Source organism: Methyloglobulus sp., from assembly GCF_964779595.1.
In genome coordinates this window covers 69,214-93,228 of the sequence record NZ_CBAROL010000007.1, presented here as the reverse complement: position 1 = coordinate 93,228, position 24,015 = coordinate 69,214, and the positions used below count along the sequence as shown (strand labels likewise).

General features: G+C 45.5%; 18 protein-coding genes and 3 tRNA genes. 10 read left to right on the top strand and 11 right to left on the bottom strand.

Annotation, left to right across the window (positions count from 1 at the left end; translation table 11 throughout):
* Positions 1–157: 157 nt before the first annotated feature.
* From AC1YY3_RS04710 to AC1YY3_RS04700, 3 genes are all read left to right on the top strand, one after another.
* On the top strand, positions 158–1,693 hold the full coding sequence (locus AC1YY3_RS04710) for a hypothetical protein (RefSeq protein WP_481824708.1): 1,536 nt from the start codon (positions 158–160) through the stop codon (positions 1,691–1,693).
* A gap of 162 nt (positions 1,694–1,855) precedes the next feature.
* Positions 1,856–2,065 (top strand): TA system antitoxin ParD family protein, encoded by a 210-nt coding sequence (locus AC1YY3_RS04705; RefSeq protein WP_481824707.1) that lies wholly within the window; start codon positions 1,856–1,858, stop codon positions 2,063–2,065.
* The gene (locus AC1YY3_RS04700; RefSeq protein WP_481824706.1) at positions 2,062–2,445 is read left to right on the top strand and encodes a type II toxin-antitoxin system death-on-curing family toxin; all 384 of its coding nucleotides are present in this window, start codon (positions 2,062–2,064) and stop codon (positions 2,443–2,445) included. Before AC1YY3_RS04705 ends, AC1YY3_RS04700 begins: the two co-directional genes overlap by 4 nt.
* Before the next feature lie 336 nt (positions 2,446–2,781).
* Here the strand turns inward: AC1YY3_RS04700 and AC1YY3_RS04695 are convergent.
* From AC1YY3_RS04695 to cysS, 5 genes are all read right to left on the bottom strand, one after another.
* Positions 2,782–2,857: transfer RNA gene (locus AC1YY3_RS04695), tRNA-His, on the bottom strand.
* Positions 2,858–2,880: 23 nt separating this feature from the next.
* A tRNA-Arg gene (locus tag AC1YY3_RS04690) sits at positions 2,881–2,957 on the bottom strand.
* Between the two features lie 5 nt (positions 2,958–2,962).
* Positions 2,963–3,039: transfer RNA gene (locus AC1YY3_RS04685), tRNA-Pro, on the bottom strand.
* 115 nt (positions 3,040–3,154) lie between these two features.
* Positions 3,155–3,784, bottom strand: a complete 630-nt coding sequence (gene fchA / locus AC1YY3_RS04680) for a methenyltetrahydrofolate cyclohydrolase (RefSeq protein WP_481824705.1) — start codon at positions 3,782–3,784, stop codon at positions 3,155–3,157.
* Positions 3,785–3,892: 108 nt separating this feature from the next.
* Entirely contained in the window at positions 3,893–5,335 is a 1,443-nt protein-coding gene (gene cysS / locus AC1YY3_RS04675) for a cysteine--tRNA ligase (protein WP_481824713.1), read from the bottom strand.
* Between the two features lie 154 nt (positions 5,336–5,489).
* Between cysS and AC1YY3_RS04670 the strand changes: the two genes are divergently transcribed.
* The 4 genes from AC1YY3_RS04670 to AC1YY3_RS04655 all read left to right on the top strand — a co-directional run bounded on the left by AC1YY3_RS04670 (position 5,490) and on the right by AC1YY3_RS04655 (position 11,122).
* Positions 5,490–6,080: a peptidylprolyl isomerase gene (locus AC1YY3_RS04670; RefSeq protein ID WP_481824704.1), complete on the top strand. Its 591-nt coding sequence runs from the start codon at positions 5,490–5,492 to the stop codon at positions 6,078–6,080.
* Positions 6,081–6,147: 67 nt separating this feature from the next.
* A complete protein-coding gene (locus tag AC1YY3_RS04665; protein ID WP_481824703.1) occupies positions 6,148–6,873 on the top strand; it encodes a UDP-2,3-diacylglucosamine diphosphatase in 726 nt (241 codons plus the stop codon).
* 227 nt (positions 6,874–7,100) lie between these two features.
* Positions 7,101–8,954: a PQQ-dependent dehydrogenase, methanol/ethanol family gene (locus AC1YY3_RS04660; protein ID WP_481824702.1), complete on the top strand. Its 1,854-nt coding sequence runs from the start codon at positions 7,101–7,103 to the stop codon at positions 8,952–8,954.
* Between the two features lie 266 nt (positions 8,955–9,220).
* Entirely contained in the window at positions 9,221–11,122 is a 1,902-nt protein-coding gene (locus AC1YY3_RS04655) for a transketolase C-terminal domain-containing protein (RefSeq protein ID WP_481824701.1), read from the top strand.
* Between the two features lie 61 nt (positions 11,123–11,183).
* Here AC1YY3_RS04655 and AC1YY3_RS04650 read toward each other — a convergent pair whose 3' ends face one another.
* Positions 11,184–12,437 (bottom strand): EAL domain-containing protein, encoded by a 1,254-nt coding sequence (locus AC1YY3_RS04650; protein WP_482194341.1) that lies wholly within the window; start codon positions 12,435–12,437, stop codon positions 11,184–11,186.
* Positions 12,438–12,681: 244 nt separating this feature from the next.
* On the opposite strand from AC1YY3_RS04650, the gene AC1YY3_RS04645 reads away from it, so the two are divergent.
* Positions 12,682–13,371: a TVP38/TMEM64 family protein gene (locus AC1YY3_RS04645; RefSeq protein WP_481824699.1), complete on the top strand. Its 690-nt coding sequence runs from the start codon at positions 12,682–12,684 to the stop codon at positions 13,369–13,371.
* Positions 13,349–14,845 (top strand): dihydrolipoyl dehydrogenase family protein, encoded by a 1,497-nt coding sequence (locus AC1YY3_RS04640; RefSeq protein ID WP_481824698.1) that lies wholly within the window; start codon positions 13,349–13,351, stop codon positions 14,843–14,845. Before AC1YY3_RS04645 ends, AC1YY3_RS04640 begins: the two co-directional genes overlap by 23 nt.
* Before the next feature lie 229 nt (positions 14,846–15,074).
* Here AC1YY3_RS04640 and AC1YY3_RS04635 read toward each other — a convergent pair whose 3' ends face one another.
* The 5 genes from AC1YY3_RS04635 to AC1YY3_RS04615 form a co-directional block, all read right to left on the bottom strand.
* Positions 15,075–18,137 (bottom strand): efflux RND transporter permease subunit, encoded by a 3,063-nt coding sequence (locus AC1YY3_RS04635; RefSeq protein ID WP_481824697.1) that lies wholly within the window; start codon positions 18,135–18,137, stop codon positions 15,075–15,077.
* Complete coding sequence (locus tag AC1YY3_RS04630; RefSeq protein ID WP_481824696.1) at positions 18,134–19,228, bottom strand: efflux RND transporter periplasmic adaptor subunit; 1,095 nt, start codon at positions 19,226–19,228, stop codon at positions 18,134–18,136. The genes AC1YY3_RS04635 and AC1YY3_RS04630 overlap by 4 nt, the downstream gene beginning before the upstream one ends.
* A 67-nt stretch (positions 19,229–19,295) precedes the next feature.
* A complete protein-coding gene (locus tag AC1YY3_RS04625) occupies positions 19,296–19,790 on the bottom strand; it encodes a C40 family peptidase (RefSeq protein WP_481824695.1) in 495 nt (164 codons plus the stop codon).
* A 24-nt stretch (positions 19,791–19,814) separates the two neighbouring features.
* On the bottom strand, positions 19,815–20,702 hold the full coding sequence (locus tag AC1YY3_RS04620) for a methyltransferase domain-containing protein (protein WP_481824694.1): 888 nt from the start codon (positions 20,700–20,702) through the stop codon (positions 19,815–19,817).
* Positions 20,703–20,786: 84 nt separating this feature from the next.
* Positions 20,787–22,424, bottom strand: coding sequence for a phosphoethanolamine transferase (locus AC1YY3_RS04615; protein ID WP_481824693.1), 1,638 nt, complete (start codon positions 22,422–22,424; stop codon positions 20,787–20,789).
* 108 nt (positions 22,425–22,532) lie between these two features.
* Between AC1YY3_RS04615 and AC1YY3_RS04610 the strand changes: the two genes are divergently transcribed.
* Entirely contained in the window at positions 22,533–23,819 is a 1,287-nt protein-coding gene (locus AC1YY3_RS04610; protein WP_481824692.1) for an oligosaccharide flippase family protein, read from the top strand.
* The last annotated feature ends 196 nt before the right edge of the window (positions 23,820–24,015 follow it).

The window sequence follows — 24,015 nt, the reverse complement described above, 5'->3', positions numbered from 1 at the left end:
AAGACAAGGCGCTTATTATTTGATTTAGCCACAATAGCCTTTGCAGAATTGGCTTAAATAATGACCGGTTTTGTTTGATAAGCGTTTAAAATTAGGTAGCACTTAACATTTTCTCCTACACTGGAAATCTTATGAATTACCTAGGATCAATTGCACGATGACTGTCGAAACCTTGATTAACTTTGCTGTACAGTTCATTGGAATTGGGATCGCCCTCTTTCTTGCTTATCAATCTTTCCAAAAACGCCGAATACAGTTATGCGCTGAACCGACGTTGCCCCAATACTTTATCCGCAAAAGCACCTATTTTCTAGGTATCGCATCGTATTGCACGTTAATGGCAGCACTTTACGGGTTACTGACTTGGCAATGGTTACCTCTTGAACCGCTGGTAACGCTCATCGTGAAAGATCTCCGTGCCTGGCAATTAGTGGATCTTATGAATGGCTTGGACGGTAGCACAATCGTACCTTTGATGGTAGCGGTGCTGTTGCTGTTTTTTATTGCATGGGAAAGCAAGTTTAACCCCTTACTTATTTTAAGGGACAGTATCCATGACGCTTTCGCCATTCCGACCAAGGCCGTAGAAGTCTACAATGCGTTAATCTCATCCAGATTGTCAGCAATCGATGAGCCATTAAAAGAACAAATAGCCAATCGCTTGCTGATTCCGACCATGGATCCGGGTGATTTCGACAAATCCAGTGCCACAGTCGAATATAAATGGGCGCATAACTGCCTGCTTTTTAATCAGATACAAAACTACGCCAACCAATCATCCTATCGTCGTTTATTCAACGAACCGTCACTGAAATGGGGAGAAATCTGTATTTCCTACAATGCGATGTCAGAAAAAGTGAATGTCTGGAAAGAAGCGGAACCGCACTACACCAAGACGGTAAATTTGATTAAGGATCTGGATCATCTCACCGGCCTGCTCTGTCGCTTGCTTGCCGCGCTGGTCGTATTCGGGAGTGCCAGTGAAAACGAGATATGGGCATCTGTGAAACAACTCGGTGGTAAGGTTCAAGAAGCTCGCCTCAAACACACCTATAAATACATTCTTATTTTCACGGCCGCCACCGCAATTGGAGTAATGTTAGGGCGTGAGCTTTCGGTGTCACTGCATAATGCTTTCTTGTTTCCCGAAAAACCGCTTCCACATTTTAATTACGCTACGCTCCGCTGGATCGCTTACGCCATTCCAATGTATGTGCTGCCGATAACGCTTGTCTTTATTGCTCGGACGATAGCTGTCAGACATCAACGAGGACAATCCGAGCTGAACTATGGGTTCTATATGGCGATGATGATAGTCGGGTTTATCGTTAGCACCACGTCTTCCTTGCTCGTTCTTGAATTAACTCACTACCGTAGAGAATATTTTAATTTTCTGGATAGCTTTATCCAACATACACGCTGGGGAATTTTACCCGCGTTGATGTGCGGTTTTGTAGCTTATCGAATGGATACACCCGTGAGCGAAGCGGAAACGCTGGGCAAGCTTGCTATGCTCGCTGTGCTGCGTTTTCTTGGGTGGGGATTGATTGCCGTCATTATCATGCTTTACGCAACTGACGACATGACAGTCGAGGAACCCAACCTGCGTTTCACACTTGTTGGTACGGCTTTCTTTGTAGTTGGTCTCTTGGGCGCGTCTGCCCGTTTTAAAACAGCAAGATCAGATGATTAGCTATTGGAGCTACGCTTTGGGTAATAATCAACAAAAGGTTCTAAAGTTTCACAGGATTTATCACTAGCTCAAAGCTACAATAATAGTCAATAGTATTGTGTTTTATTGTAAAAAAACATAAATAATGATAAATTATATTTTTAAATCTATTAGGAACTCCACATGGCAGCCATCCAATTATCCGACAACCTGATAGACGCGGCCAAAACAGCGGCAAAAGCCATGCACAGGTCTACACCCAAACAGATCGAACATTGGGCTTTACTAGGCAAGGCGGTTGAGGAAACGCAAGACATTTCCGCTGTGAAGCTCGCGAAGTTTGAGGATATTATCGGGCGGTATTCTGAAACCTTCAGAATTTTGTCCGAGTGACAGGGATTATCTGGATCACCGAGAGCGACACCATCCTGATTCACGAACGCTTATTGACCCTTAACGGCGGTGCTGCCGGGATACGTGACCGTGGCTTATTGCAGTCTGCGCTTGCCCGACCGCAGCAGCTGCACAATTACGGCGACAACTCAGCCATCGTTGACCTAGCGGCATCGTACATCATGGGGATTGTCAAAAATCACCCTTTCGTTGACGGCAATAAGCGGGTTGGCTTTGGTGTGGGCATCCTCTTTCTGGAAATGAACGGTCATGCTTTCATCGCCAGCGCAACCGCCGCCGCAGATACCATAATGGCGGTAGCTTCCAGTGATTTAGATGAAGACGGGCTGCGGACATTTTTAAAAGTAAACAGCCAATGAGCATAGCCTTAAACTCATTAGGTATTTTTAGGCACTCCCCGTAACCAATTTGTAAAGAAAGTGTACAGTTTTACAATGAAGATTGGCTCTCAACTAAAGATGTATCCATCATCCCCGTTATATTTTCCTCTTTAAAGACAGGATTTAAGACCATCGATTGTGTCGGCGAAGCTATAAAGCCATGATGCACATAGCGGGTAGTCTGATTATAAATTGTTCTCAGGTACGCTAACCTGACACCTGAATATTTGGCTACCCGTGCCGCAAATGCGGTCATGAAATTGGACACAGTTACCAAAAGCAATGTTTATAGCTTAAGGTAAGCAATTAATTTAATGGGGTGAACGACGGGGCTCGAACCCGCGACAACCGGAATCACAATCCGGGACTCTACCAACTGAGCTACGCTCACCATAGGAAATATGGAGATGGAAATGGTACGCTTGGCAGGACTCGAACCTGCGACCCTCGGCTTAGAAGGCCGATGCTCTATCCAGCTGAGCTACAAGCGCAAAGTTGGTCGGGGTAGAGGGATTCGAACCCCCGACATCCTGCTCCCAAAGCAGGCGCGCTACCAGACTGCGCTATACCCCGACTATATCTTTACAACGACTTGTTGAATTTGCCAACCGCCCCTAAAGAGCAGCGTATGATAACGGGGGGCAGGATAACCGTCAATTGTTTTTTCTGTCGACGAATAACTAAGCGATTAAAGCCTAGTTTTAACAACCTGGTAAATTTCATTCACCATCTGTTCAATATTTTCAGTTACCTGCTCAAGTTCCGCCAATTTGGTTTCAGAAAACGATTTGTCTTTGATGCTACCCAGATTGATGTAGACGTTTAATGCGGAGCTTTTCAATCCGCTGTATGCCGCCATGACCGCCGCCCCAGCATCGCTGACGGCACTGGGATTGCCTAAGCCGGCGGCAACTTTGCTTAAGCGAATAATCTCGGCGCAGGCGTGGACGCATTGCATCGGGACTTCAGTTGCCTCTTGCAATACCGCCTGGATGGAGGTGCTACGGCTTGCCTTTTCTTCCTCCGTTTCCCTTGGCAAGGCGTACTTGGACATCAGCCGATTGAATACTTCAATGTCGGCTTGGATAAGGTCGGTCAGTTGGCTGCGTAAGGTTTCGGCTTTGCCCAAAACTTCTTGAAGTTCGGCTTCAACTTCGGCGAACTTGGGTTTACCGATGGTGAGATTGCAGACCATGCTGACCAAGGCCGCGCCTTGTGCGCCCATAAGTGCCGCCGCACTGCCACCGCCGGGCGTAGCGGATTTGCTGGCGAGTGCGTCGAGGAAGATTTGGATCGGTTTGTCTTTGATTTCGGTCATTGGTGGTGATTTTATTGATAATTGCTGTCGAGTTAGAGGTCTGAAATTGCTTGGCAGTTGTCGGGTTACACTACGCTAACCCGACCTACATTAGATTGGCTAAAACAGTCATTCACGCCGCCAAGAGGTTGTGCCATCAGGTTTGTCTTCAAGAATAATGCCTTGCTGTTTTAATTCATCACGGATTTGGTCGGCTAAAGCCCAGTTTTTTGATTTTTTGGCTTCTGAACGATCCAGAATTTTTTGCTCAATCCAAGAGTTTCCTCTAGTCAATTCTGCTGTGCCAGTAATAGCAGACCCTCCGCCTACTAGCGCAGCTACAACTTCATGCGTAACTTTCCCTTTTAAAAAAGCATCTGGATCATTCTGCAATATGCCCAATAAGTCGCCCAGTTTTTTAAGATTGTTTGCTAATTGTCCTGCTCTTTCAATTTCTTTTGGTTGTTTAGCTTTATTAAGCTCAGTTGCAATATCAAACAAAACCGACAGTGCAACAGGTGTATTAAAATCATCGTCCATCGCCTGTTCAAAACGATTTTTATAATCCCCTGCTAATAGCGCACCGACCGCCTCAACATCACGCAACGCAGTATATAATCGATTTAACCCCGCTTTAGCATCATTCAGTTGCTCATCGGAATAATTCAGCGGACTGCGGTAATGGCTTTGCAGAATAAAAAACCGGACAACTTCAGGTTGATATTGCTTTAGCACTTCACGCACAGTAAAAAAATTCCCCAACGACTTGGACATTTTTTCATTGTCCACTCGCACAAATCCGTTGTGCATCCAATAGTTGACAAAGGTTTCCCCAGTTGCGCCTTCGGATTGGGCGATTTCGTTTTCGTGGTGGGGAAATTGCAAGTCCATGCCGCCGCCATGGATGTCGAAATGGTTGCCCAAGCAGCAAGTGGACATGGCTGAGCATTCGATGTGCCAGCCGGGACGGCCTAAGCCCCAGGGCGAAGGCCAAGACGGCTCGCCGGGTTTGGCCATTTTCCAGAGTACGAAATCTAGCGGGTCTTGTTTGGCTTGATCGACATCGACACGTTCGCCCGCTTGCAAGTCGGCGAGGTTTTTGCCCGATAGCTTGCCGTAATCCTTGAATTTGCTGACCGAGTAGAATACGTCGCCGTTCGTCCCTACGTAGGCCAGCCCTTTGTCGATTAGGGTGGCTATCATGGCGATAATGGCGGGTATGGATTGGGTTGCCTTGGGTTCGGCATCCGGCGGCAAGACGTTTAATGCGCGTTCGTCTTCGTGCATGGCATCGATGAAGCGTTGGGTTAACGCGGTGAAGTCTTCGCCGTATTCATTGGCGCGGTTGATTATCTTGTCGTCGATGTCGGTGATGTTGCGGACGTAAGTCAGCTCGTAACCTTTATGGCGAAAATACCGCGCCACGGTATCAAACACGACCATCACGCGGGCATGGCCGATGTGGCAGTAATCGTAGACGGTCATGCCACACACGTACATGCCGACCTTGCCCGGTACGCGGGGCTGGAATTCTTCTTTTTTGCGGGTTAAGGTGTTATATATTTTCAAGATTGATCTCGGTAAGTAGAGGCAATAAATCTTTTGCCCATACATCTTTAGGTAAGCGTTTTGATAAAAGGAGTGCAATCTACCAAGATTAACGCTTCTCTTTCAAGCTAAAAACACCTAAAATTTTGGGTTTATCACCAGCACAGGAAATTAAGCTATGCGTACTTTGATACTGTCTGCCCTGTTGTGCCTTAGCGCAACTTCATCATTTGCAACGGAAAATAAAATGTCTCAACCCGTATCATCCAGTAATAAAATCAAATTGACCACATCACTCGGCGCGATAATTGTACAACTGAACACCGAGAAAGCACCGGTTTCTTCTGCTAATTTTTTAACTTATGTTAACGAAGGCTTTTATAACGGCACGATATTCCACCGTGTCATTAAAGGTTTTATGGCGCAAGGCGGCGGTTTTGATACGGCTTTCAAACAAAAAGAAGTGCATGCCTCAATCAAGAATGAAGCCGATAATGACCTGAAAAACAATCGTGCCACGTTGGCGATGGCGCGGACTAACGATCCTAATTCTGCAACGGCGCAGTTTTTTATCAATCTAAAAGACAATGCTTTCCTCGACCATACCAGCCCAACCTCCAGCGGTTGGGGTTATGCGGTATTTGGTGAAGTAGTTGAAGGGATGGATGTGGTTGATGCAATGGCGACACAAGCAACGGGCAATAAGGGCGGTCATCAAGACGTGCCGAAAACTGACATTGTGATTGAGAAAGCGGAAGTAATTAAATAAATAAGGCTAAAAATGCAAGGCCAAAGGCAAAAAATCAAAAACCTTGCGCCTTGTGCCTGCTTTTGTCATGAACACTGAAATCCTGTTTATTTCCGACCTTCATCTTGCCTGGGATAAGCCGGAAATTACCCAACGCTTCCTTCATTTTCTGGACAACAGGGCGACAAAAGCCAGCACCTTATACATCTTGGGTGACCTCTTTGATGCCTGGGTGGGCGATGATGATTTCAGTCCACCTAATCCCAAAATTCGTGAATCGCTGAAACGGCTTACAGAATCGGGGGTTAAGGTGTATTTCCAGCAAGGAAATCGTGATTTTTTATTGGGGAATCAATTTTGTAAGGATACCGGTATTGTCTTATTGGATGATCCTGTTCAGATTGATTTATTCGGTGTGCCAACATTGCTTATGCACGGCGATTTACTGTGTACCGATGACTTGCCCTACCAGGAATTTCGCAGCAAATCGCGCACTCCTGAATGGCAGCATAATGTGCTTTCCAAACCGTTGTTCGTACGATTGTTGGTTGCCCGTTGGTATCGAATACGAAGCTATTTCCATAAGCGCCAAAAAACGCAAGAAATTATGGATGTTAATCAAAAAACAGTTACCGATACCTTGGTTAAGCATAATTGTTTACGTTTGATACATGGACACACCCATCGACCTAATATTCATAATTTTGAGATCAACGGAAAAGCTGCCCAGCGTTATGTTTTGGCTGCATGGACTAAAGACAAAGGTGACGCACTGGTTTGGGATGAAAATGGCTACCGGATAGAAACCGTATGAACAGATTATCCTTAACAATTAATATCATGAAGAACTATCTATGTGGATACGTATTGACCATATAACATTAAAAGTTGACTTTTATGGCAAAATAATTAAATCTACTGCGTGGCGTGAAGTGTCCTGTACCCGAGGAGATAAAAATAATCACCCCAAAAACTAACTTTAAGTCTTAAAAAATCATAATCAGTATTTTGTCGTACAACAAGATATCAGGAGAAAAATATATGAAGAAGCCTCTTAGAAATTGGCTAATTGCGTCGAGTGTAGCTGTGTTGATTGCTGCGCCAGCAATAGCGACAGCAAATAGTGCCAATGAACAACTATCAAAGAACCCAGCCAACTGGGCAATGTGGGGTGGTAACTATGCTGGCACTCGCTATAGCGAACTTTCAGACATCAACGTTGACAACGTAAAGAATCTGCAACCTGCATGGTCTTTCTCTACAGGTGTTTTACGTGGTCATGAAGGTGGTCCGCTGGTAATTGATGATATTCTTTACATTCATACACCTTTCCCTAATACCGTGTATGCAATTGACCAAAAAACCCAAGCGGTTATTTGGGAATATACGCCTACCCAAGATGCAGATGTCACCATTCCTGTGATGTGTTGCGACACGGTTAACCGTGGCTTAGGTTACGGCGATGGCAAAATCTTCTTGCAACAATCTGATACCGTCTTAACGGCTTTAGATGCAAAAACCGGCAAACGGGTTTGGAGTGTTCAGAATGGCGACCCAAAATTGGGTATGACCAACACGTCTTCACCTCTGGTCGTTAAAGAAAACGTGCTAACCGGTATTTCCGGTGGTGAATTTGGTGTACGCGGATTCTTGGCTGCTTACAACATGCGGACTGGCAAGCTGGCCTGGAAAGGTTACAGCATGGGGCCTGATTCTGACACTTTGATTAACCCCAGCAGCACCACAACTTGGGAAAATGGCAAAGTTGCTCCAGTTGGCGCAGATTCAAGCGTAAAAACCTGGAAAGGCGACCAATGGAAAATCGGCGGCGGTACTACCTGGGGCTGGACTAGCTACGATCCTGAATTGAACTTGATCTATTACGGCTCAGGCAATCCGTCTACTTGGAATCCTGTACAACGTCCTGGCGACAACAAATGGTCAATGTCCTTGTGGGCTCGTGATGCTGACACTGGTGCAGTAAAATGGGTTTACCAAATGACTCCACATGATGAGTGGGATTATGACGGTATCAACGAAACCGTATTGGTTGACCAAGAAGTTAAAGGCGCAATGCACAAAACTATCGTGCATTTTGACCGTAACGGCTTTGGCTACACGCTGGATCGCGTGACCGGTGAATTGTTGGTTGCTGAAAAATTTGACAAATCAGTAAACTGGGCATCACACGTGGATATGAACTCTGGTCGTCCACAAGTGGTTTCTAAATACAGTACTGAACAAAACGGCGAAGACGTGAACAGCAAAGGCGTTTGCCCTGCTGCCTTAGGTTCTAAAAATCAACAGCCGGTATCTTACTCGCCGCAAACGGGTTTGTTCTACATCTCAGGTAATCACCTGTGTATGGACTATGAACCATTCGCGGTTGACTACAAAGCGGGTCAACCTTATGTAGGTGCTACATTAACCATGATGCCAGCAGGTGCAGATGCCATCACAGGTCAACCTGACGGCAGCACCAACCTCGGTCAGTTCACCGCTTATGACGCTAAAACCGGTAAAATTGCATGGTCAAACAAGGAACAGTTCTCGGTTTGGTCTGGTTCATTGGCTACATCCGGTGGCGTTGTGTTCTACGGAACGCTTGAAGGCTATTTAAAAGCAGTTGATGCTAAAACGGGTAAAGAACTGTATAAGTTTAAAACCCCGTCTGGCATTATCGGTAACGTCAATACTTGGAAATACAATGGCAAACAATATATTGGCGTACTGTCAGGTATTGGTGGCTGGGCAGGTATCGGTATTGCTGCTGGTCTTGACACGGGTAAAGAAGACTCCAACACAGAAGGTTTGGGTGCAGTAGGTGCTTACAGAAGCTTAAGCTCTTACACCAAACTGGGTGGCACACTTACCGTGTTTGCACTGCCTAACTGATTAATCTTTCCTGATTAATTGTTGAATAGAAACCCTGGTCAGCGAGCGATGACCAGGGTTTTTTTGTGCCTGTCAATGAGCCACTTCAAGTGAACTATTGAGGAAAAACTTTACCAAATCCCCTAATTTTGAGAACATACACACCGAAAGAAGTGGACCAGCTGATACTATCTCTTTATCAAAATAACACTTGTCACTTATAAATCGGTTATTGTGAGCAATACAGCAATAACTAGAAATAATCTTTAACACACGAGAAATGACCCATGACTAACTTTCCAATCGATCTTGGCGCTTATCAACGCATCAAACTGGATGCCAACGTTCCGACCTTAACGGCGGAACAAAAAACTGCCCTGCAAGCCAACATCCAACTATGCCGCGATGCCATCGTGTTCTTTACTTCCACTGGCGCAGCCCGTGGCGTGGGCGGTCACACCGGCGGCCCATATGACACCGTGCCAGAAGTCATGATTATGGATGCCCTATTCCGTGGCTCAGACAAATATGTGCCGACTTTCTTCGATGAAGCCGGACACCGCGTTGCCACGCAATACCTGATGTCCGTGTTAAACGGCGATATGCCTGCCGAAAAATTGACCGAATACCGCGCCGCACATTCGCACTTACCAGGTCATCCTGAATTAGGTTTTACCCCAGGCGTTAAATTCAGTTCAGGCCGTTTAGGTCACATGTGGCCTTATATCAACGGTGTGGCAATCGCCAACCCCAGCAAAACCTTGTTCTGCTTAGGTTCAGACGGATCGCAACAAGAAGGCGACGATGCCGAAGCCGCACGTTTGGCAGTAGCTCAAGGCTTGAACGTCAAACTGATTATCGACGACAATGACGTAACTATCGCTGGTCATCCTTCAAAATACCTTAAAGGTTGCTCAACCGCAAAAACCTTGGCTGGTCACGGTTTAACCGTATTAGAAGGCGACGGCGAAGATCTGGACAGCTTGTATGCGAATATCTGCGAAGCCATCAATACTGACGGCCCAGTTGCCATCATCAACTACCGCAAAATGTGTCCTGGCATTGTCGGCCTGGAAGGCTCCACCCACGGCCATGATGTCGTCTCCGTAAAAGTTGCTTTGGAATATTTGGAAACACGCGGTCATACTGCCGCTGTTGAGTTCTTGAAAGCTGTCGTTGCCCCTAAAATGACGGATACCTTCTTAGGTTCTAGTGATAAGTGGGATGCAAACCGTAACGTGTTCGGCGATGCTGTGGTTGCAGCAATGAACGGCATGAGCGAAGCGGATCGTAAAGCCAAAGTCCGTGTTATCGATTCCGACTTGGAAGGTTCTTGTGGCTTGCACAAAATCCACGCCGCATTCCCCGACTCATTCATTTCATCTGGCATCATGGAACGCGGTAACTTCTCCGCTGCCGCTGGTTTCGGCATGGAAGCAGGTAAACAAGGTATTTTCGGCACTTTCAGCGCGTTCCTGGAAATGCTGATGTCCGAAATCACCATGGCCCGCCTGAACAACTCCAACGTATTAAGCCATTTCTCACATTCCGGCATTGACGACATGGCGGATAACACTTGCCATTTCGGTCTGAATAACATGTTCGCCGACAACGGTTTGTCTGATGGTTATGCGACGGGATTGTATTTCCCAGCCGATCCAAACCAAATGAAAGCGGTTGTGGAAAAGATTTTCTTCGATCCAGGCTTGCGTTTCGTATTCTCAACCCGCTCTAAAACGCCCTTGATTTTGGACGACAAAGGCAACGAATTCTTCGGCGGCGACTACAAATTCGTACCAGGCAAAGACGAAGTTATCCGCGAAGGTACGGCAGGTTATGTTGTCGCTTTCGGTGAAACTTTGTATCGTGCCTTGGATGCGGTTGAACGTTTAAAAGCGGAAGGGATTGATGTCGGCTTAATCAACAAACCGACTTTGAACGTGATTGATGAAGATATGTTAGCGAAGGTCGGTAAATCGCCAATGGTGCTTGTTGTAGAATCGTTTAACAAGAAAACAGGTTTAGGTAGCCGTTACGGTTCTTGGCTGTTGGAACGCGGCTTAACGCCGAAATTCGCCCATTTAGGCACACACAAGGAAGGCTGTGGCGGTCTTTGGGAGCAATTCCCGCATCAAGGGATTGATCCTGCTGGCATTATGGCAAAAGTTAAAGAATTGGTGAAAAAATAATCCATTCTACATAAACTAAAAAAGGTCACTTAACCGTGGCCTTTTTTTATACGCTACGTTTTTAATTCAGCATTGGATCAAACAAGATTTCGGGTTTCCCCGTGAAATAGCCTTGGGCATAATCCACGCCTAAGTCCCTTAGCTTATCAAGCTGTTGGGTATTCTCAACATATTCAGCAATCGTTTTTCGACCATAGAGTTTGGCGGCAGACGTTATAAAGTTCACCACCAGTTCAGAATACGGATCAAGCAAAATATCATTGATGAACGACCCGTCTATTTTCAAATAATCGACATTAAATTTGGACAGATTCGCCAGATTGCTCGAACCAATACCAATATCGTCTAGGGATAATTGGCAACCTAAACGGCTTTTCAACAAATTCATAAAATGAATGGCTTGCTTATAATCTCGGTCAGCAACGGTCTCAGTAATTTCAAAGCAAACTTGCTCAGGATTGACCCAAAAATGCTTGAATTCTTTTGCCAAAATATCAATAAATGGGTTATATCGAATCGTGCTACCAGAAATATTAAGTGAATACAAAGCATTAGAGTTATTTTGCTGGGCGAAATAGCGGCAAAATTGATGCACGACATAAAAATCGACTTCACGGCTGATGTGGAATAATTCTGCCGTTTGCAAAAATCGATGATTGCTATCTATTTGCCCGTCACCATTTTTATAACGCAACAGAATCTCTAATTTTTGCTGCACTTCAATTTGATGAGTAATTGGCACAATAGGCTGTGAAAATAGCACAAATGATTGATTTTTAATGCCTTCTGTTATCGTAGGCAGCAGTTTTAATGAATCATAATAATCATGCAGTATGGGGTCGTCGTGTTCGATAAGTTTTACAACACTATTACCCGTCCGCCGCGCCTGAAACAAAGCCTCATCGACGGCAGCCAGTATGCGTTCAGGTGTTTTGTATTCTGGCGATAAGGGCGTTACGCCAAATATTAATTTGGGATAATAACTGATGCCTTCAATATCGATGGACTGACTATCCAACATCAAGGCTAGGTTTTCGGCAATTTCAAGGCTTTCTTCAACGGGCAGCTTAAGAATGATAGCAAACCGATTCCAACCCAATTTTCCCATGCAGGCATCAGGCAGATTTTTGACCCTGTTGAATATAAGCAATTGAATTGCATTGATAAGCTGCTCTTCTGCTGCTATCCCTTGCAACAAGCTGGCAATTTTTGGGACTTGATTGATTTCCGTATAAATCAGGGTGTGATGGGAATCATTGCCGGAAGAAATCTGTCCAATGGTTTGAATAAATGAGGGTCTGGTTAATAAATTCATGTCATCGGGCGGCTTTTTGTTCGTGTGAGTGTTGCAACTAAATTATCGAATTTAGATGCAGATGTGGCTGTAAGAATAGTAAATACCAACAAAACATACAATCGGTATAACTACCTATGTCACTTGATTACCAGACTATCTTGTGCTTATTGTGATAGCTGATACGCTAAAATGAAGAATCGCGCATCAGCTAAGTTTACCAACTAACACTTGATAAAGCATTAAAGCAACCAAAGGGCTGACTATGAACATCTCAAAAACTCGGTTGATCGGCGTAATTGTCGTATTGGTCGTCCTGTTTTTTTATTTCGATATGCAGGATTACCTAAGCCTGACTAAGTTGCAATCCCAGCAAGCAACCATTTTGTCTTACTATGCTAATCATCCCATCTTAACATTGCTTGTTTATGGCTTGATTTATATAGTCGTGACTGGGCTTTCCCTGCCTGGGGCAACTGTCTTGACATTGGCAGGCGGGGCGCTATTCGGTTTGCTGTGGGGAACGGTGATTGTATCCATTGCTTCCACAATTGGCGCGACGTTGGCTTTTTTGGCTGCGCGGTTTTTATTTCGAGAAAATTTAGAGCAAAAATTTGCCCAGCAACTGAGTGCCATTAACGCTGGCATTGAAAAAGACGGCGGTTATTATCTTTTTACTTTACGATTGGTGCCGTTAATTCCTTTCTTTGCCATCAACTTGATTATGGGATTGACCAAAATGCAGGCATCCACTTTTTTCTGGGTTAGCCAAGTCGGGATGCTCGCCGGAACGCTAGTTTATGTTAATGCTGGAACTCAGCTTGCAGCAATTAAATCCTTATCAGATATTACCTCGCCTTGGTTGATTGGTTCATTTATATTGCTGGGCATTTTCCCGCTCATCACCAAAAAAATTGTGGAACACCGCGCACATGACAAACAAAACCAGACATAACTGGATCAAACCAAAATCATTCGATAATAATATCATTGTTATCGGGGGCGGTTCTGCAGGTTTGGTCACAAGTTACATTGCCGCAGCGGTCAAAGCTAAAGTGACTCTGATAGAAAAACACCGCATGGGCGGTGATTGCTTGAATACCGGCTGTGTGCCTTCTAAAGCCTTGATAAGCACCACGCGATTACTCGCCAACGCCACTCGTGCAAAGGAATTTGGCATAGCCAAAATGACGGCAGAATACGAGTTTTCAGATGTCATGGAACGTGTACAGTCTGTGGTAAAAGCCATAGAACCGCATGATTCTGTCGAACGCTACCAAAACCTCGGTGTTGATGTCATAAAAGGCAATGCCAGGATAATATCGCCTTGGGAAGTTGAAGTTACCACCGCAACCGGAACGCAAACTTTAACGACCTTAGCCATCGTCATTGCCGCTGGCGCACGTCCTCTTGTTCCACCTATTCTCGGCATTGAAAACATCGACTACTTAACGTCTGATACTGTCTGGAGCTTACGCATACAACCTAACAGATTGATCGTTTTGGGCGGTGGCCCCATCGGTTGTGAGCTGGCGCAATGTTTTGCGCGATTAAGTAGCAAAGTAACAATGGTAGAAATGGCATCACGGCTGCTAATACGAGAAGATGAAGACGCTTCAGGGCTGGTACTGGAACAGTTCGAAAAAGAAGGCATTGATGTCCGCTTGGGTCATACCGCAAAACAATTCATCGTCGAAAACAGCGAGAAACTTCTGTTAGTCGAGCATGAAGGCAATACGATCCGCATACCCTTTGATGCTATTTTGTTAGCACTTGGTCGATCACCAAATACATCAGGTTACGGCTTGGAAGACATCGGCGTGGAATTATCGCCCAAACGCGCCATCCAGATAGACGGCTTTCAGGCGACCAATTACCCAAACATATTCGCCTGTGGCGATGTATCAGGCCCTTATCAATTTACCCATACGGCGGCACATCAAGCCTGGTACGCCGCCGTCAATGCCCTGTTCGGTAACATCAAGAAATTCCGTACCGATTATTCCGTCATCCCCTGGGCGACTTTTACCGAACCCGAAGTCGCACGAGTTGGCCTTAATGAGCAAGAAGCCAACGAACAAGGCATTAAATACGAAGTCAGCAAATACGACATAGCCGGCTTGGACAGGGCGATTGCCGATGGTAACGCACACGGTTTCGTCAAAGTACTAACCAAACCAGGCAAAGATAAAATTCTAGGCGTAACAATTGTCGGCGATCATGCTGGCGACTTAGTTGCAGAGTTTGTTCTGGCTATGAAACACGGCATCGGTCTCAACAAAATCCTTGGCACAATCCACATTTACCCAACCTTAGCAGAAGCGAACAAATACGTCGCCGGAGTCTGGAAGAAAAATCATCAGCCAGAAAAATTACTGCAATGGATAGCGCGTTATCATGCTTGGAGACGTGGGGAAAAAGAGAAATAAGAACGCCTTCCCTTTTGATGCCGCCTGATTTAGCGTTTCCACGCACACGATCACTGCCTACAGTTACGTGTTGAGATCACTTTTACTTGGAGTACAAACCTAGGTTTGCACTTCAGAGTTGAATCCGCCGAATCAAAAAACATGTTTTTTGACTCCCTATTTCTTAGCTGCGGGCAGTGATGCTCCGCTTGGGAAAGCTACAATTTTATTTAAGAATGACAAAAAAACTCTAGTTTTTACCCACATCACTTATCAAAGTTGCCCGATGCTCCCTAGCCAACAACAAATAAAATGCTGGCACCACAAATAAGGTAAACAAAGTCCCTACCCCTAATCCACCCGCAATCACCAAGCCAATATCGAAACGGCTGGCGGCACCTGGGCCAGATGCCATGAGCAGGGGAATCATTGCGACTATCATCGCTACCGTGGTCATTAAGATGGGTCTAAGGCGAATGGCGGAAGCCTGTTCGATGGCTTCCTGCTTGCTTAAGCCTTCCTTGATTTGTAATTGATTGGCGAATTCCACAATCAAGATACCATTTTTGGCGATTAAGCCGATCAGGGTAATCAAGCCGACTTGCGTATAGATATTGATGGAGGCAAATCCCAACATAAGGAACGCCATAGCACTGGCAATAGAAAGCGGTACGGATACCAGGATAATCAAGGGATCGCGCCAGCTTTCAAATTGCGCTGCCAGCACCAGATAAATTACCAATAAGGACATGAAAAAAGTGATTACCAAAGCACTGCCCTGCTGGGCATATTGCCTGGACGCACCGGTATAATCCCACTGGAAGTTTTTGGGGAACGAGGCTTTGGCTTCTTGTTCCAAGTACGCCATTGCATCGCCTAGTGCGATTCCTGGGGTCATCAAGGCAGATACCGTCAAGCTGTTAAGCTGCTGAAATTGTGTACGTTTGCTGGGCTCAACAGACTTTTCGATTTTGACCAAAGACGACAACGGCACCTGCCCGCCGGATGCCGTGTTGATGTAATATTGATCAAACTTGCTGGTATCCAGCCTGGATGCATCATCGACTTGGGGTATGACTTTATAGCTGCGCCCCAATAAACTAAAGCGATTAACATAACTCCCGCCAAGCAATGTAGCTAGGTTTTTACCAATGTCACTCATCTTCAAGCCTAAATCGGCGGCGCGGTTGCGGTCAATCACCAAGGTGGCTTTGGGTTGGGTAAATTCCACGTCTTTCATCATGAAGATGAATTTTCCGCTTTTCATGGCAGTGCCAATCAAACCGTTAGCGACCTGTTCCAACTGCGCGTAATCCGCATCAGTGACAATGACAAATTGCAAAGGCAATCCGCCACCTGATCCGGGCAAACTGGGGCGCGGAAAAACAGCCGTGTTAAATCCAGCGATCTGACTGGCCTTGGCTTGCACTTCCGGTTGTATCTCCATTTGTGAGCGTTTGCGCTCGGTAGTGGATGGCATTTTGAAGCCACCAAAAACGGTATTGACGCTATTGCCAAAACCCAGCAACAGGAAACTTTCCTTGTATTCGGGGATGGTTTCAAAAATATCGACCAACTCTTTGGTATACGCCTCGTTGTATTTCAAGGTAGCCGTCTGCGGGCCTGTGGCAATAAAAAATAGGATACTTTGGTCTTCGGTGGGGGCAAGTTCTTTGGTCGATAAGTTGAACATCAAATAAATACTGATGACAACCAAGACGGCAAATACCATAATGGCAGATGGAAATTCTAGCACCTTATGCAAACCGCGCCGATAGGTTTCTGCTAAGCTGGTAAAAAAATGTTCCACCGTGCGTTCAAATCGGCTGGGTTCACTTTTTTCTTTCAGCAATTTTGAAGTTAACATCGGCGCTAACGTCAACGCGACCACGCCGGAAATCAACACCGCGCCTGCCAAAGTGAACGAAAACTCGGTAAATAAGGTGCCGACCAATCCGCCCATGAAACCGATAGGTGCATACACGGCTATCAAAGTCGTGGTCATGGCGATAACGGGCAAGCCTAGTTCCCTTGCTCCTTGAATGGCAGCCTGTAAGCGTGTTGAGCCCATTTCGATATGACGATGGACATTTTCCACGACGACGATGGCATCATCCACGACCAAGCCTATGCCCAATACCATTGCCAACATCGTTAATAAATTGATGGAAAACCCCATCAACAACATCAAAAATGCACCACCGATTAAAGACAGCGGGACGGTTACAGCTGGGATAACAGCGGCACGTAACGAACCTAACGATAAGTAGATAACCAGCAATACGATTGCTACCGCCTCAACTAAAGTAACCACCACTTCGTTGATGGAATCTTCGATGAACTGGCTGGCATCATAAGGGAGTAGCACATGTAATTCGCTGGGCAATCCCGCCTCTATATCTTTTAAGGCAACCCGTACTAACTTGGCTACCGTAAGCGGATTCGCTCCAGGCGCTTGCTCGATACCCATGAAAATGGCGGTCTTACCTTTATACCAGTTGACTGCGTCGTAATCTTCGCTGCCTAATTCGGTTTTCGCCACATCACCCAATCGGATGAGCGTACCGTTGCGGTCGCCTACGACCAATCGCCGGAAATCCTCTTCCTTGGCTACATCGGTTGTTGCGCTGAGATTGATGGTGACGAAATCACCTTTGGTCTGCCCTGCTCCAGACAAGTAATTGTTGTCTTTCAACACCTCATTAATATCGCTGGCCGTTATCCCAAGCGAAGCCATGCGTTTGCTGTCCAGCCATATCCGCATGGCAAAGGTTTTGTTGCCTAGCATCTTAGCCTTGCCGACCCCAGGGATTGCCTGGATTTTCGGCTGGATTACCCGCAGCATGTAGTCCGTGATCTGCGCGGGCTTGATGGTATCGCTGTATAAGGCCAAGTACATCAAGGCAGTGGATTCGCCCGTTTGTGAGGTAATGACCGGATCTTCGGCTTCCTCCGGCAAGACATTGCGCTGGCTGGCGACTTTCGCCTGAATCTGTGCGACGGCGGCGTTTGGGTCGTAATTGAGCCGCATGTGCGCTTCAATGCTGGACAGCCCTTGACGGCTGCTTGACGATAGATAATCAATTCCATCCGCTTCCGCAATCGCCTGTTGCAAAGGCGTGGTGATAAAACCTTTGACCAAATCGCTGCTTGCGCCAGGGTAGTTGGTGGCAATGGTGACGACGGTATTTTCTGTTTCTGGATATTGCCGCAATTCCAGCGCGACTATCGCCCGTAACCCGACAATCAAGATCAACAGGCTGATAACACTGGCTAATACCGGTCGTTCGACGAAAATATCAGTGAATTTCACTGAACAGTCTCCCGTTCACCCGGAGCCGGTTTTTTGTCCAAAGTAACTGCCATGCCGTTTTGTAATTTGACTTGCCCGGCACTCACCACGCGGTCATTTTCATTCAAGCCTTTGACGATTTCCACCCTGCCTTCGCGAGTTTCACCAGTAACAATTTGCTTTAACTGGACTTTAAAACCTTGCTTATCGGGTTCGATAACAAACACCGAATCGCCATAAGGATTATAGGAAATGGCGGTATCGGGTACGGTCAGCACCGATTTCGTGTCATTCAACAGCAGTTGGACTTCGATGAACATGCCAGGACGCAATAACTTTTCTGCATTATCCAAGGTCGCGCGAATTTTTACCGAACGGGTCGCCACGTCAATGCCGGAATTGATGGCGGTTATATGCCCACCGAACATTTTGCCAGGAAAGGCTTGCACCGTTAAGGTCAGTTCCTGGTTAACATTGAGGCTTGCCAGATACTGTTCCGGCAGGGTGAAATCTGCATAAATCGGTTGCAATTGTTGTAAAGGCACAATGCCATCACCCGGTGCAAGGTATTGGCCTACGTTCACCTTACGTATCCCTACAAACCCAGCAAAAGGGGCGACAATCCGCATCTTTTGAATCACCGCTTTTTTGGCGTTGGCGACAGCCTTGGCTTCATCCAAGGTGGCCTTATTAAGGTCAAAGTCTGACTTTGAGATGAAATGTTTGGCAATTAACTGTTGGCTACGGGCAAATTTGACTTTCTCTAGCTGGTAAGCAGCTTCCAAGCCATTCAACTCGGCCTCATCGGTGCTGGTATCCAGTTCCACCAACAATTTTCCGGCCTGGACTTGCTGGCCTGATTCAAAATGGAGTGCCTTCACCTTGCCTGCCACTTCGCTATTGACATCAACCCCTGCCACCGCAACCAAGCTGCCAACCCCAGTCAAGTAAGAATCCCATTCACTACGCCGCACGCTCGTTGCAGCAACGACAGGCGGTGGCGGAATGGGGATATTTTTGACCATCTGGCTGATCTGGAAAAACTTCCAGCCGAACAAGCCACCAAATAGCAGCAGGGACAAAAAAATAATCAGGGCAAATCGTTTGATCATGCAGATCCTTGTGAAGTTAGCTGACGTATAAATAGGGGTCAGCATCCTGTGAGAACATCGATTAATTCTACCTTGGTCGTCGTACACCGACAAAACGTTGCCGCCAATAGCTGTTATTCATGCTGGACACCAATATCCTACCCGTACGTTGACTGGGTGCATGGATAAATTTATCATCATTAACAAAAATGCCAACATGCGAGTAGGTTTTGCCGCTGGTATTAAAGAACACTAGATCGCCAGAACGCAGCTCATAATTAGGAACGGCTGGCAAAGCAGCAGCCATTTCCTGCACGGTACGCGGCAACCGAATTCCATGTCTGCCGTAGACATGCTTAACAAAACCACTGCAATCAAAGCCCTCCTCAGGTGTTTCCTTACCATAGTGGTAAGGTATCCCTTGTAAACTCAACGCATAGTTGATTAAAGGTTGCTGAGATTGCAGTTGGGGTTGTATTTCTGGTGTACTGGCACAACCTACTAACGCCGCCACGGCCAAAACCAGAAGGATTCGGACTAATAGGTATCTGTGCAATAGTACTGGCAAGCTGTGAGTCCACATGATGCTGCTATCATTAATGAGTTATCATTTAGGTTTCTGGAAGCCATAAATATAGTACATTAACAACCTTAGCCTACTCAGCATTTCTGCGGTGGCGGTCTCAATCAGGGCAAATACGTTGCTGACGCGGTATTGTTGGCTTAAACGCCGCAGATAACGGTAGGTAGGCAAGGTGTTTACGGTGATGTCGCGCTCGGTTTGTATTGCAAAATTGGTTTTTACGGCTAATTGACGGTAATCATCCACGCCACACAAGATGTTACATTTGCCATAAAAGCCATCGCTCACGGTTTGGGGCAATTTGATTTTAGTGAACGGTAACAATACCGGCTTAGGCACAAAATCCGATAATGCCAGATAACCACCAGGTTTCAAAACCCTGTAGGCTTCCTTAAAAAACTGCTCCCGGTCAGGAAAATGAAAAATACACTCCACCGCCAGCACCACATCAAAGGACGCATCGGGTAATGGTAAAGCACAGGCGTTGCCTTGCTTGAATTCGATAGTGTTGTTTGCGAGTGGTTTGACAATCTCACGCGCTCTTTCCAACTGCCGTTCATCGAGATTTACACCGACCAAACTCATGCCTTGATAGTTCTCATTGATATGGGCAATCGTGCCGCCAAAACCGCAACCTACGTCCAGTACGCTTTGGTTATTTTGGACATGTCCCGCCAGACAAACCCGCCTGCTCAGTTCTTCTGAAGCCTGGGCAAAGTCCTCAGCGGTCAATATTGCCTGTTTCGGATTTTCCCAATAACCCCAATGCACATGCCGACCGAAGCTTTTTTCAACGGCTTCATTGCCGTCTTTAAGGGCGGCCAGCAAATAATCGAAATAAGGCAGGCGGACTTTCTCAGATTGCGGAGTATCTAACATCTCCGATGTGTTTGGTTGTGCTTTGTTAGTCATTTTTAGCATTACTTACCAGGTTAACGTACAAGCCAGCTTATTGTTGATTGTATTCAGTTATTGCCACCTTCTGTGACAAGGTATTTACGGATTGGTGCAATGCGAAAAAATATCATAATCTGCTTCATAAGCGCTTGTTTTAATATCCAACAAACCTAAGACAGAATGAAATAAATTATCATGGGAATAAGCGATGTTGCGCTGCCGTTTTATACACTCCGTATCAAGCCCGAAGCTGTCGCTAAAATCTTTGGACAACCACAGGATAAACGGAATATGTTTTTGCTCTTCTGGGGCAAACGAATACGGTAAGCCATGAAGATAAATGCCATTCTCACCCAAAGATTCGCCATGATCGGACATATATAACATGGCAGTATTATATTTATCGGCATTACTTTTCAATAACTGAATGACCTCAGCCAAAAAATAGTCGGTGTATAAAATAGTATTGTCGTAGGCGTTAATAATTTCAGCCTGCGGACAATCCTGTACCTGATCGTTGGTACACTCTGGCGTAAAAACCTTGAGTTTCTGAGGATGCCGTTTGTAATAAGCCGGCCCATGACTGCCTTTTTGATGCAGGACAATAACTGCATTATTTGCGAGCTTATCAAAATAGCTTTGCAAGCCCTGCAACATCACTTCATCAAAGCATTCTCCGTCAGCACATAAGTCCGGTATTTTTAGGATTTCTGTGTTTTCCGTCGTCACTCTTTGGCATACGCCTTTGCAACCGGAGTTATTGTCCTTCCACAATACACTTATTCCAGCATGAGCCAATACATCCAACAGATTTTCGTTTTGTTTAGCATCGGAATCACTGAAATGACTCCGTTTGAGATTAGAAAACATGCAGGGTAAAGATGCAGCCGTCGCTGTTCCACAGGAGTGAGTATTTGGGAAATTAATGATGTCTTCTTTGCTTAAGCGGGGGTTAGTTGCACGGTTGTAACCATCCAAAGCAAAATTTTCCGCCCTCGCCGTCTCGCCCACTACAAGCACGACGATAGATTTTTTACCACGAGATTGCCAAGTTTTGTTTTCTTCGGCATCGGCACCCAACCCTGCAACTTGGGTGACTTGTGTTTGCGTTGAACCTTTCAGGTATTTAACAAAGGAATAAACCGGATAATTAGGGTTTATCAAATAACGTAAGCTGTGGTTATTTCGCAGTACAAACGAAAAGTCTTTGTAGTAGGTAAAAATCGTCCCCCCCAGCAACAAAGCGGCAATCCCTATAATTAGCAATCGACGTAAAGCCTCAGGTAAAAAAGGCTGGTATTGAATTTCCGTACGATAAACCCAAATAGCAGGCAATACACCCAGACAGAAAACATGCAGAAATAGCTTTAGGTTAAATAATTCGGTCGCCTCTTTAACGTCTGTTTCCATTAAATTCTGGATCATGGACGCATCAATAACAACGCCGTAGGTGTCCATGAAGAAGCTGACCACCGCAGTAACAACCAGTATCACCATCAACAAAGGCTTAAATAGCGGTTTAATACTGGCTAATAATGATAGCAGCAAGAAAAACAGCAATGTCAAACTGACGTAGACAGCTATCTCAAAAGGGAGATTACCATGTCCGGTTATATTGATCGCGGCGAACACCGCTTTGAAAAAAGTGGTATTTTGGACGACTGTAAGATACAGGGCGCTGACGAGAGCTAGGACAGAAGCGGAAAGCTTCGGTTTGAAGATATTTTTAATAATCACGCTTGATTGGTTGTAACCACTTATTGGGTATTATAAGCTTAAAGCCCAAGCTGACGGCGCATTTTTTAGAAAATGAACTGTCGGATTATTTTTAATCCATAACAAGCCATGATACAAAATCCATCTTTTGACCTGCCCCCCGCCAGTTTTCGCTCCCTGTTATTATTCGTATTGACGCTAGGCAATTATGCCTTGATGTATCTGGCGAATATTGTCTTAGCAAGATCGTTAACCGTCAGTGATTTTGATGATTACAGCGTGGCGCTGTCAGTTGTAACTATGCTCTCAACGCTGGCGACTTTAGGGCTGGAAAAATATGCGTTACGGGCAATAGCACTATTCCGAGAGCGCCAGGATTGGCGAAAATTTCGTGGCTTCTGGTTATTTTCGCTAAAAACTATCAGCGGATTTAGCTTGTTATTGTTTGGGTTGTTGAGCATTAGCCTGAAAACTATATGGGCAATACAGAATATCGAAAATCATTTTGCCATTATTTTATTTGCGGGGTTTTTACCCATCATTGCGATTACCTTGTTTTTGGTTGAAGTCATTTCCGCACAAGGTGCTCATGTATTAGGTATCACCATCTATCGATTATTTCTGCCCTCGGTATATTTGCTATTAATTGTGGGCTGTTCTTTTGGGAAATTCCAGTTGTCCGCATCAGTAGCCGTCCTTTGCTTAGGTTTGGCATGGATGCTCACGTTAATTTTAATCTGGCAAGCAGCCAAATGGATAACAACCAGTGAAGTCAGGCAATCAATGCCATTAATAACGGGTAAAAAATGGCTTAGTCGATCATTACCGTTGGTGTTCAATAGCTTGATGCTGACAGTGATGACAAGTAGCGGCGTGGTTATCCTGGAACTACTATTTCCTTCTGGATTGGATGTTGGTATTTACGCCGTTGCCGCACAGACAGGTGGCTTTATTTCATTAATCGGCACCTCTACTAATCGCTATTATTTGCCGAAGATGGTTGTCTTGGTTGAACGGCGTGATAAATCAGCCATACAGCACTTAATCAATCAACGGTCGCTAATGATTGGCGGCCTGATCTTAGCCTTATTCCTCACCATTGCTTTATTCGGACAACACCTGCTGGCTTTGTTCGGTAGCCACTTTAGCGGGGGCTATTTGACTTTAGTGATTATTGCGGTGGGTGCATCGATCAGTGCCTTGTATGCTGATATGCCCTACTATCTGCAATATCTGGGATTTAACCGGATCGTACTGAGTTCAACTTTATTGGCGATGCTAACTATGGTCACACTGGCTTTCTTACTGGGTAAAAGCTACGGAACGCTTGGTGTGGCGATAGCTTATACGATACCCGTGGTGCTATTGTTTATCAGCTTTCGATTTATGGTGGTGCTGCACTTTAAGCGGTTTTAACGGAATGAAATCACCTTTCTCCTAAAGACCAAATTGCAACTTTTATAAAATCAAGGCTACTAAAACCAACTTGTTGCTAAAAAGTGAATCCATAACAGCTCGCTTTTCCCAATATAATAAATCTTATTTGGTTTCGGCACATAAGTTTTTGTATTTATACAACATAACTCTCATTTTGTTGCGTTGTAACACAACT